Annotated in this window: 7 protein-coding genes; all 7 read right to left on the bottom strand. The window is 70.1% G+C overall.

The window, feature by feature from the left end:
• Positions 1–71 precede the first annotated feature (71 nt).
• Entirely contained in the window at positions 72–1,247 is a 1,176-nt protein-coding gene (locus FF041_RS04380; protein WP_323391190.1) for an inositol-3-phosphate synthase, read from the bottom strand.
• A gap of 91 nt (positions 1,248–1,338) precedes the next feature.
• A complete protein-coding gene (locus FF041_RS04375; protein ID WP_153521092.1) occupies positions 1,339–5,208 on the bottom strand; it encodes a ThuA domain-containing protein in 3,870 nt (1,289 codons plus the stop codon).
• A 161-nt stretch (positions 5,209–5,369) separates the two neighbouring features.
• Complete coding sequence (locus FF041_RS04370) at positions 5,370–6,374, bottom strand: sugar phosphate isomerase/epimerase family protein (RefSeq protein WP_153521091.1); 1,005 nt, start codon at positions 6,372–6,374, stop codon at positions 5,370–5,372.
• A gap of 72 nt (positions 6,375–6,446) precedes the next feature.
• Entirely contained in the window at positions 6,447–7,766 is a 1,320-nt protein-coding gene (locus FF041_RS04365) for a Gfo/Idh/MocA family protein (protein WP_153521090.1), read from the bottom strand.
• Positions 7,767–7,811: 45 nt separating this feature from the next.
• A complete protein-coding gene (locus FF041_RS04360; RefSeq protein ID WP_153521089.1) occupies positions 7,812–8,885 on the bottom strand; it encodes a substrate-binding domain-containing protein in 1,074 nt (357 codons plus the stop codon).
• Between the two features lie 90 nt (positions 8,886–8,975).
• Entirely contained in the window at positions 8,976–10,010 is a 1,035-nt protein-coding gene (locus tag FF041_RS04355) for an ABC transporter permease (protein WP_153482200.1), read from the bottom strand.
• A partial coding sequence (locus FF041_RS04350; RefSeq protein WP_153521098.1) for an ATP-binding cassette domain-containing protein occupies positions 10,007–10,698 on the bottom strand: 692 nt, incomplete at its 5' end. The genes FF041_RS04350 and FF041_RS04355, both read right to left, overlap by 4 nt.

Here is a 10,698-nt window from a genome sequence, read left to right as displayed (position 1 = left end):
GGGTGGGATCAGGGGGGCGAGTCGGGCGAGGAGGCTGGTGCGGTTGCCTCTGCTGAGGCGGCCGAGGAGGGTCATCGGGGCTCCCGGAGCCGTTCGGCGAAGGCGAGGAGTTCCTGGAATTGTTCGGCGAGGGAGGCGGGGCCGCCGTCGGGGTCTTTGAAGTAGAAGCCGAGTTCGGGGAGGGGGCCGGTGTGCCCGGTCTCATGGGCGCGGGCGGTGAGCCGGGCGAGGTCGAGGACGAGGGGGGCGGCGAGTGCGGAGTCGCAGCCCTGCCAGATGGTCTGGAGGATCATGCGGGAGCCGAGGAAGCCGTCGAAGGCGATGTGGTCCCAGGCGGTCTTCCAGTCGCCGAGGGCGGGGACGTCGTCGATGTGGACCTGACCTTCGGGGGTGTGGCCGAGGGTGTCGGTGAGGACGCGTTCCTTCCCCGCGTTCTTGGCGGCGGCTGCGGCCGGGTCGGCCAGGGCTGCTCCGTCTCCGCCGCCGAGCAGGTTGGCGCCGGACCATGCCCGTACGGACAGGGCGCGTTGCGCGAACATCGGGGCGAGTACGGAGCGGAGCAGCGTCTGGCCGGTTTTGCCGTCACGGCCGGCGTGGGGAAGTCCGCTGGCCGCGGCGGCTGCTTGGAGGGCGGGGGTGCGTAGCCCGGTGGAGGGGGTGAAGTCGATGAAGGGGCAGCCGGCGCGGAGGGCGGCCGCCGCGTAGAGGGAGCTGGGGGTGAGTCGTGGGGCGTCGGGCGGTGGGGGTGGTTCGGTGGTGGAGAGGTTGATGACGACGACTCGGGCGAGGGCGTGTCGTTCGCGGAAGCCGAGGATGTCGGTGGCGAAGGCGTGGATGAGTTCGTCGTCGGTGCGGGTGTCGCCGGGTTGTGGTCCGCCGGGGCGTATGTCGCGGTCGGCGGTTTCGAGTTCGGTGTGGAGGGCGCCGGCGAGTCCGTGGGGCAGGACTCCGGCGGCGGTGAGGGCTTCGGCGCGTTTGGGCAGGGGGCAGGGGGCGGTGTCGTGGCCGCCGAAGACGAGTGAGGTGAGGGCGGGGAGGCGGGAGGCCGCGAAGGGCGGGGTCTCGGTCAGCAGGCCGGTGGGCGGGTGGAGTCCTGCGGTGAGTGCCGCGCATCCGGTGATCGTGGTGGTGGCGACGGAGCCGCGTGCTCCGATGAGCCAGACCCCGGTGCGTGCCCGCTGGTGCGGTGCGGGGGTTCGGGGGGCGTTCTGGGTGGGGGTGCCGGTGGGTGTCTTCTGGTTCGACACGGGCTGTTGCCTCCCTGCCGGGGTGTTCTGGGCGATGGGTGACGGCGGGCGGGGGTATGGCGCCTCCCCGCCCGCCGTCGTCTGGGGGCGTCTAGGAAGGCAGTTGTCGGAGGGTGATGGCGCGGAAGGAGACCTGGTCGTCGGGGCCGTGGTTCTGGAGGCCGATATGGCCGTCCTTGAGGCTGCGGGCCGGGTCGGTGTTGGTGAAGTCGTTGATCTTCGTTCCGTTGAGGAAGATCTGGAGTCGTTCGCCGCGGACCGTGATCTCGTAGGTGTTCCATTGGCCGGGGGGTCGCAGTGCCCGGTCGCGGGCTTTGAGGTCGGCGGATTGGAAGCCGTAGACGGCTCCGGTGGTGCGGGCGGGGGTGTCGGTGGCGTCGATCTGGATCTCGTAGCCCTTGTTGACGGCGGACCAGGGGTCGTCGGAGGCGGGGAAGCCGACGAAGACGCCGGAGTTGTCGTCGCCGTCGAGTTTCCAGTCGAGTTTCAGGCGGTACGATCCGAGCTCTCTGGCCTGGTACCAGAGCATTCCCATGCCGCCCTGGGAGCGGAGTTCGCCGTCGTCGACGGTGAACTTTCCGGGGCCTGCCTGTTTCCAGCCGTTGAGGGTCTTGCCGTTGAAGAGGGGCCGTTCGCCGGTGGCGGGTGTGCAGTCGGCGTTGATCTGGCCGGCGGCGTAGCGGACTCCGCCCAGCAGGTGCTTGCGGAAGTCGGGTTCGGCGTAGGACTCCTTGGTGTGGCCGCCTCCGGTGTAGAAGGATCGGCCGCCGCCGTAGGTCTGGCACCAGGCGATGGGGTGGTCGCCTTTCATGGCGCCGCCGTCGTAGGTGGTCTCGTCGAGAGCGGCGAGTACGCGGGCTTGGTCGCGCGGGTTGGTGGCGTAGTCGTACCACTCGTCGGTGCGCTGCCATTCCTCACCGAGGTGCTGGGTGGCGGGGTGGGTGTGGTCTTCGACGCGTACGGTCGCGGGTTGGACGCGGGGGTGGGAGGAGAAGTAGGCGCCGACGAGTCCGCCGTAGAACGGCCAGTCGTATTCGGTGTCGGCCGCGGCGTGGACGCCCATATAGCCGCCGCCGGTGGCGACGTACTTCTCGAAGGCTCGCTGCTGATCGGCGTTGAGTACGTCGCCGGTGGTGGAGAGGAAGACGACGGCGTCGTAGCGGGCGAGGTTGCCGGTGGTGAACTGGGCGGCGGTCTCGGTGGCGTCGACGGTGATGTTGCTGCTTCTGCCGAGTTCTTCGAGGGCGGCGATGCCGGCGGGGATGGAGTCGTGGCGGTAGCCGGCGGTTTTGGAGAAGACGAGGACGCGTTTGGCGGTGCGGTCGGGCGGGCTGTGGGAGAGGGTGAAGTCGTCGATGTCGAAGAGTGCTCCGTCGCCGCCTTTGAAGACGAGGAAGAGTTCGGTGGTCTTCCGGGGGACGGATCGCAGGCGCAGATCGACGTTCTGGAAGGTCTCCCAGCCGCCGGTGACGGGTACGGGAGTGGAGCCGAGGAGGCGGCCCTTGGGGGATCCGGTCCGTACTTCGAGGAATCCGCCCGCTCCGCCGGAGGAGATCCGGGCGGTGAGCTTGGTGGCTCCGGTCAGGTTGTAGGGCTTGAAGGAGATCCAGTCGTCGTGGTGGATGTCGCCGACCGTCCTGCCGCCGTTGGCGGTGGGTTTGTCGTAGACCCGGATGCCCGATGAGCGGGTGTGGTACTCGGCTTGGCGGTGGCGTGGCTGGAGCTGTGCCTGGTCGTGGGTGGTGAGGGCGGCCTGGCCGCCGCCTCCGCCGTCGGTGTATTCGGCGTCGAGGACTCCGAAGATGTCGGCGCCCGGGTCGTGGCCGCCGTCGGAGGAGGTTTTGATGGTGCCGGTGCAGCCGATGGCGGAGGTGAGGGGGTGGCCGTGGCTGTCGTGGCCGAGGATATAGCTGACCTTGACCTTGGTGCAGTCGATGGCTCCGTCTTCGGGGTCGGTGACCTCGACCTTGAAGGGGATGTCGTCGCCGAAGCTGAAGAGGGCGCCGTCCGCGGGGAGTTCGAGGGTCACGGTGGGGGCGGTGTTGCCGACGACGACGCGTACGCTCGCGGAGCCGGTGCGCCCGGTGGGGTCCTTGGCGGTGACGGTGGCGGTGTAGGTGCCGTTCTTGCGGTAGACGTGGGTGGGGTCGGCGGCGGTGGAGGTGTTTCCGTCGCCGAAGTCCCACCGGTAGGTGAGGGGGTCGCCGTCGGCGTCGGTGGTGCCGTCGGAGGAGAAGGGGACGCGCAGGGGGGCTCTGCCGGAGGTTCTTCCGGCGGTGGCTTCGGCGACGGGTGAGCGTCCGCCGGTGGCGTTCTCGATACGGTAGAGGGCGGAGTTGTGGTCGCCGCCGAACCAGGCGGTTCCGTAGTCGAGGACATAGAGCGCGCCGTCCGGCCCGAAGGCCATGTCCATGACCTGGGTGCCGCTCCAGGGGAGCGGGTTGATGGCGGTGACGGCGCCGTCCGTGCCCTGTTCTATCCGTTTGATCCAGCGGCGGCCGAACTCACCGGCGAAGAAGTCCCCGTCGTATGCCTCGGGAAATTTCACTGGGGAGGGGTTGGCGGGGTCGTAGCGGTAGACGGGCCCGCCCATGGGGGATTCGGAGCCGGAGCCGAACGCGGGAAGTGAGCCGCCGTCGTAGGGGATCCACGCCTTCTCCGCGGGCGGGAGATCGGTGAGCCCGGTGTTGTGGCGGGAGTCGTTCTTCGGGGCGGCGCAGTCGAATCGGTCGCCGGATCTCCCGGTGGCGAAGTCGTAGTCGACATAGGGTTCGCCCGCGACATTGCAGTACGGCCAGCCGAAGTTGCCGGGCTTGGTGACGCGTACGAAGCCGACGGTGCCTGCGGGGCCGCGCGCGGGGTCGGCGGCGCCGGCGTCGGGACCGTAGTCGCCGACGTAGAGATGTCCGGTCTTCTGGTCGACGCTGAAGCGGAAGGGGTTGCGGAAGCCCATGGCGTAGATCTCGGGCCGGGTCTTGGCGGTGCCGGGCGCGAAGAGGTTTCCGGCGGGGATGGAGTACGAGCCGTCCGCGGCGACCTTGATGCGCAGGATCTTGCCGCGCAGGTCGTCGGTGTTGCCCGAGGTGCGGCGGGCGTCGTAGGCGGGGTTGCGGCCGGGGCGTTCGTCGATGGGGGTGAAGCCGTCGGAGGCGAAGGGGTTGGTGTCGTCGCCGGTGGAGAGGTAGAGATTGCCCTGGGCGTCGAAGTCGATGTCTCCGCCGACGTGGCAGCAGATGCCCCGGGTCGCCGGCACATCGATGATCTTCTTCTCGCTGGCGTTGTCGAGGGTGCCGTCCGGTTTGAGGACGAATCGGGAGAGCCGGTTGACTCCGTCGAACTTCGCGAATTCGGCGGGGGTTCCCTCGTTGGGGGCGTCGCCCGCCGGGGTGTTCATCGGTGGCGCGTAGTAGAGATAGACGAAACGGTTCTGCCGGAATCCCGGATCGATGCCGATGCCCTGGAGGCCCTCTTCGTCGTGGGTGTAGACGGGGATGCTGCCGACGACCCGGGTGGCGCCCGCGCTGTCGGTCATCCGCAGCTCGCCGCCGCGGGAGGTGTGGAGCACACTGCGGTCGGGCAGTACGGCCAGCGATATCGGCTCGCCCGTCTCGGCGGCGCCCTTGGCGAGGGTGACCTGCTGGAAGTCCTCGGCCGCCGCCTTGTCCGCCGCCTTGTCCGCTGCGGCCTTGTCCGCCACGGCCTTGTCCACAGCGGACCCGGCTGGGGCGGCCCCAGCAGCGGAGGCGCCGGGCGAGGTGAGAGTGAGGGAAGCAGCCGCGAGAAGGGCGCCGGTGAACAGGGCGAGCGTTTTCCGCGCCACCGTCCTTCTCTTCTTCGCGGCCGGGTTCGGGTACCGGTGAGGGTGCACGTGTCTCCTCCGGGATCGACCGGGCGAGCGGGCGAGGTGCCGTGTGAACCGGAGTGCGCCGTCACACCGGGACCACCTGGGTGCTGAACACATCTGGGACGGTAGACGGGTTCGTCCGGAACGGAAAGCCCTTGTGCGGTGCTGGAGTTCACTTCTTCCCACCTCAGGACAAAGGCGGGTCGGCGCAGGCCGGACCGGCCCGGCGGCGGACCTGCCCGCCGGGCTCCGACCTGCCCTGATCCGTCAGAAGCGCCCTAGTCGCGGCTCCCGAAAGCCGCGTCGAAGGAGGCGGCGGGCGGGTCGAAGTCGAACTGCTTCAGATGGGCGAGCGCGCGCGGCGCACCGGTCAGCCGGTCCATTCCGGCGTCCTCCCACTCCACCGACACCGGGCCGTCGTATCCGATCGAGCGCAGCATCCGGAAGATGTCCTCCCAGGGCACGTCGCCGTGGCCCGCCGAGACGAAGTCCCAGCCGCGCCGAGGGTCGCCCCAGGGCAGATGCGAGCCGAGCCGGCCGTTCCGGCCGTCCAGCCGCTTACGCGACTCCTTGCAGTCGACGTGGTAGATCCGGTCCCGGAAGTCGTAGAGGAAGCCCACCGGGTCGAGGTCCTGCCAGACGAAATGGCTGGGGTCGAAGTTGAGCCCGAAAGCGGGGCGGTCGCCGACGGCGGCGAGGGCGCGTTTGGTGGTCCAGTAGTCGTAGGCGATCTCTCCCGGATGCACCTCGTGGGCGAAGCGCACCCCTTCGGCGTCGAAGACGTCGAGGACCGGGTTCCAGCGCTCGGCGAAGTCGGCGTAGCCGCGGTCGGTCATCGACTCGGGCACGGGCGGGAACATGGCGACCAGATGCCAGATGGACGAGCCGGTGAATCCGATGACGGTGTTCACCCCGAAGGCGGCGGCGGCCCGTGCGGTGTCCTTGAGCTCGGCGGCGGCCCGCTGCCGTACGCCTTCGGGTTCGCCGTCGCCCCAGATCCGGGCGGGCAGGATGCCCTGGTGCCGTTCGTCGATGGGGTGGTCGCAGACGGCTTGGCCGACCAGATGGTTGGAGATCGCCCAGCACTTCAGGCCGTACTTCTCCAGGAGCGCGTGCCGGCCCGGCAGATAGGCGGGGTCGGCGAGTGCTCGGTCGACTTCGAAGTGGTCGCCCCAGCAGGCCAGTTCCAGCCCGTCGTAGCCGAAGTCGCGGGCGAGCCTGCACACCTCCTCCAGCGGCAGATCGGCCCACTGGCCGGTGAAGAGCGTGAACGGACGTGGCATGGAGTCCTGCCTCCCTCGATCCGGGTGTGTACGGGGTGACGCCCCGCCCCTCACCGCCCCGCCGGGGCGGTGCTACGCGCCGCCGGTCCGGTGCGGCGGGCCGGCCGGTGGCGGTACGGGGGTGTGGACGGCGTTGTTCTGGGCGCTGTGCTCCACCGCGGCGAGCACCCGCTGCACCTGGAGTCCGTCCGCGAACGACGGGTCGGGGCGCTGTCCCCGGGCGATCGCCGCGATCAGATCGTGTGCCTGGTGGGTGAAGGTGTGCTCGTAGCCGAGGGCGTGGCCGGGCGGCCACCATGCCCGAAGATACGGATGTTCCGCTTCGGTGACCAGGATGCGCCGGAAGCCGGATGAGGTGACGGGCTCGGTGTGGTCGTGGAAGGAGAGTTCGTTGAGGCGTTCCAGATCGAAGGCGAGTGAGCCTCGTTCTCCGTTGATCTCGAAGCGCAGCGCGTTCTTACGGCCGGAGGCCATCCGGGTCGCTTCGAAGGAGGCGAGCGCTCCGGAGGCGAGCCTGCCGTGGAAGAGGACCGCGTCATCGACGGTGACCGGTCCGTGCTCGACCGTGCCGGGCGGCCCGCCGGAGGAGCCGGAGGAGCCGGAGGAAGCAGAGGAACCCAGGGAATCAGGGGAGCCGGAGGAACCCGGAGAACCAGAGGCACCAGAGGAACCCGGGGCGGCCAGGACCGGCAGCAGCGGCCGTTCCCGTACAAAGGTCTCGGTGAGCGCGCTCACCCCGGTCAGCGGCTCGCCCGCCAGATGCTGGGCGAGGTCCACGATATGCGCGCCGAGGTCGCCGAGGGCCCCGGATCCGGCATGTCTGCGCTGGAGCCGCCAGGTCAGCGGGGCGAGCGGGTCGACCAGCCAGTCCTGGAGATAGGTGAAGCGCAGATGCCGCAGCGTGCCGAGGCGGCCTTCGGCGATCAGCCGCCGGGCGTGGGCGACGGCCGGGACGCGCCGGTAGTTGAAGCCGACCATCGCCGCCTGTCCGCGCGCTCCGGCCCGTTCGGCTGCCGCCGCCATCGCCTCCGCCTCGGCGACCGTGTTGGCCAGCGGTTTCTCGCACAGGACATGCTTGCCCGCCTCCAGTGCCGCGATGGCGATCTCCGCATGGAGGTCGCCCGGGGTGCAGATGTCGACCAGTTGCACATCGTCCCGGGCGACGAGGTCGCGCCAGTCGGTCTCCACCGCGGCCCAGCCGAGCCGGCCCGCCGCGCTGCGCACGGCCCGCGGGTCCCGGCCCGCGATGGCGGCGAGCACCGGGCGCATCGGCAGATCGAAGACGCGGGACACGGTCCGCCACCCCTGCGAGTGGGCGGCTCCCATGAACGCGTATCCGACCATGCCGACGCCGAGTTCCGGCGGCGCGGTCCCACTGTCCCTCTGTTCCATACGGATCCTCCTCGTCGGTCTGCTCGGTGGGGGCGACCGGGCCGGTCAGCTGAAGCCGGTGGGCAGGTACTGGTCGACGTTGTCCTTGGTGACGACGGCGGAGTACAGGGTGATCGAGGCCGGGATCTCCAGTTCGGACATCCCGCCGATGCCCTTGCCCTGGGCGACGGCGCGGGCGATGTCGATCGCGGAGGCCGCCATCGTCGGCGGGTAGAGCACGGTGGCCTTCAGTACGCTGTCGTCGGCCTTGATGGCGTCCATCGCGGACTTGGCCCCGGCCCCGCCGACCATCAGGAAGTCCTTCCGTCCGGCTTGGGCGATGGCGCGCAGGGCGCCCACTCCCTGGTCGTCGTCGTGGTTCCACAGGGCGTCGAACCGGCTCTGCGCCTGGAGCAGCTGAGCCATTTTGGCCTGGCCTGACTCGACGGTGAAGTCGGCGGCCTGCCGGGCGACTTTCTTGATGTTGGGGTAGTTCTTGAGGGCGTCGTCGAAGCCCTGGGTGCGCTGTTTGGTGAGTTCGAGGCTGTCGACGCCGGCGAGCTCGATGACCTTGGCGTCGGCTTTGTCCTTGAGTCGCTCGCCGATGTACCGGCCGGCGTTGAGGCCCATGCCGTAGTTGTCGCCGCCGATCCAGCAGCGGTATGCCTGCGGGGAGGCGAAGACCCGGTCGAGGTTGATGACGGGGATGCCCTCTCGCATGGCCTGGAGGCCGATCTGGGTGAGGGCCTTGCCGTCGGCGGGCAGGATGACCAGGACATCGACCTTTTTGTTGATGAGGGTCTGGACCTGGCCGATCTGGGCGGCGGTGTCGTTGGAGCCCTCGGTGATCTCCAGGGTGACGTCGTCGTATTTCTTCGCCCGCGACCGGGCGTTGTCGTTGATGGCGTTGAGCCAGCCGTGGTCGGCCTGGGGTCCGGCGAAGCCGATGGTGACGGCTTTGCCGGGCTTGTCGCCGGAGATGGGCGCCTGGTCGCCAGTGGTCCCGGTGTTCTCAGTGCTCTCGGTGTCCTTGGTCTTCTTCGGCTCATTGCTGGTGCAGGCGGTGAGCAGAGCGCCGGCGGAGACGGCCGCGGTGCCGAAGAGGAGTCCTCTGCGGCTGGGGATCGGGTTCTGCGGCATGACGGAACCAGCCCTTCGGGGGGGGGTCGGAGGGGGACACGGCGGGGACGGGGCGGGACGGGAGGGTGTCGGGGGGGGCGGAGAGGGAGGTCAGCCGTCGCCGCGGCCCCGCAGGGTGCGGTGCTGGATCAGCACGGCGGCGACGATGATCGCGCCCTTGGCGATCTGCTGGACGGCGCTCTCCAGATTGTTGAGCGCGAAGATATTGGTGATGGTGGTGAAGATGAGCACGCCGAGCACCGAGCCGACGATGGTGCCCCGGCCGCCGCTGAGCAGGGTTCCGCCGATGATGGCGGCGGCGATGGCGTCGAGTTCGTAGAGATTGCCGTTGGTGTTCTGGCCCGAGCCGGAGAGCACGATGAGCATGAAGGCGGCGATTCCGCAGCAGAGCCCGGAGAGCAGATAGAGGCCGAGCCGCTGGCGGCGTACGTCGATGCCGGCGAGCCGGGCGGCTTCCGCGTTGCCGCCCACGGCGAGGGTGCGCCGGCCGAAGGTGGTGCGGTTCAGCAGCAGCCAGCCGATGACGACGACGGCCGCGAAGACCAGCACCAGCGGGGGGACGCCGAGGACATGGGCGTCCTTGACGCCGAGGTCGAGCACGGAGGGGACGGTGACGATCTGGGTCTTGCCGTCCGTGATCTCCAGGGCGAGTCCACGGGCGGAGGCGAGCATCGCGATGGTCGCGATGAAGGGCACCATCCCCCCGTAGGCGATCAGCAGACCGTTGACCAGGCCGCAGCCGAGGCCGACGGCGACGGCGGTGAAGAGGATTCCCGCGAAGCCGTACTCCTGGGTGGCCACCGTGGTCGCCCACACCGAGGCCAGGGCGACGATCGCCCCCACGGAGAGATCGATGCCGCCGCTGGTGATGACGAACGTCATGCCGACGGTGACGACGCCGATGACGGACGCCTGGGTCAGCACGAGCTGGAGATTGCTGGTGGCGAGGAATTCCTCGGGCCGGGTGACGCCGCCCACGACGATCAGGGCGGCGAGCACGCCGAGCAGCGACAGATTGCGGACATCGGCGCGCGGCCTGGGCAGGATCCGCCGCCCGCCGCCCGCGGTCGTCTTCGCCAGGTCCACGGGGGCGTCCTGCTGCGCCGGGGAGGATGGCTGCGTCATGCCGGCGGGCTCCCTTCCATCACAAGGTCGAGTACGCGGTGCTCGTCGAGTGCGCGGGCGTCGGCCGTGTGCACGACGCTGCCCTCGCGCAGCACCAGCACCCGGTCGGCGAGGCCCAGCACTTCGGGCACTTCGCTGGATACGAGAAGTACGGCGAGGCCGTCGTCGGCCAGGGCACGGATCACCGCGTAGAGCTCGGCGCGCGCTCCCACATCGACGCCCCGGGTGGGCTCGTCGAGCAGCAGCACCTTGCAGCCGCGCAGCAGCCAGCGTGCCAGGACGGCCTTCTGCTGGTTGCCGCCGGAGAGGGTGCGGACGGGGGTGTCGGGGTCGTCCGGGCGCAGGGAGAGCTCTCGGGCGGCCCGCCGGGCGGCGGCGTGTTCGGCGGCGCGGTCGATCCAGCCGCCCCGGGAGAAGCGGGAGAGACAGGCGAGGGTGATGTTGCGGGTGACGGATTCGGTGAGCAGCAGGCCCTGGGCCTTGCGTTCCTCGGGGGCGAGGCCGATGCCCGCGCGGACGGCGGAGCGTACGCTGCCGGGGCGCAGCGGCGCCCCGTCGACGAGGACGCGTCCGGCGGTCGGTCTGCGGGCGCCGTAGATCGTCTCCAGGATCTCGGAGCGGCCGGAGCCGACGAGCCCGGCGAGGCCGACGACGTCACCGGGGCGGAGTTCGAGGTCGAGGGGGGCGA

The organism is Streptomyces jumonjinensis (assembly GCF_009600885.1).
Classification (GTDB): Bacteria; Actinomycetota; Actinomycetes; order Streptomycetales; family Streptomycetaceae; genus Streptomyces; species Streptomyces jumonjinensis.
The sequence above is the reverse complement of the archived record's forward strand: the minus strand, read 5'-3'. Positions and strand labels throughout refer to the sequence as shown.

Coding starts and splice junctions, on each gene's coding strand:
- FF041_RS04375 (WP_153521092.1), bottom strand. CDS start 5,208: ATGTGTTCAGCACCCAGGTGGTCCCGGTGTGACGGCGCACTCCGGTTC.
- FF041_RS04370 (WP_153521091.1), bottom strand. CDS start 6,374: ATGCCACGTCCGTTCACGCTCTTCACCGGCCAGTGGGCCGATCTGCCG.
- FF041_RS04365 (WP_153521090.1), bottom strand. CDS start 7,766: ATGGAACAGAGGGACAGTGGGACCGCGCCGCCGGAACTCGGCGTCGGC.
- FF041_RS04360 (WP_153521089.1), bottom strand. CDS start 8,885: ATGCCGCAGAACCCGATCCCCAGCCGCAGAGGACTCCTCTTCGGCACC.
- FF041_RS04355 (WP_153482200.1), bottom strand. CDS start 10,010: ATGACGCAGCCATCCTCCCCGGCGCAGCAGGACGCCCCCGTGGACCTG.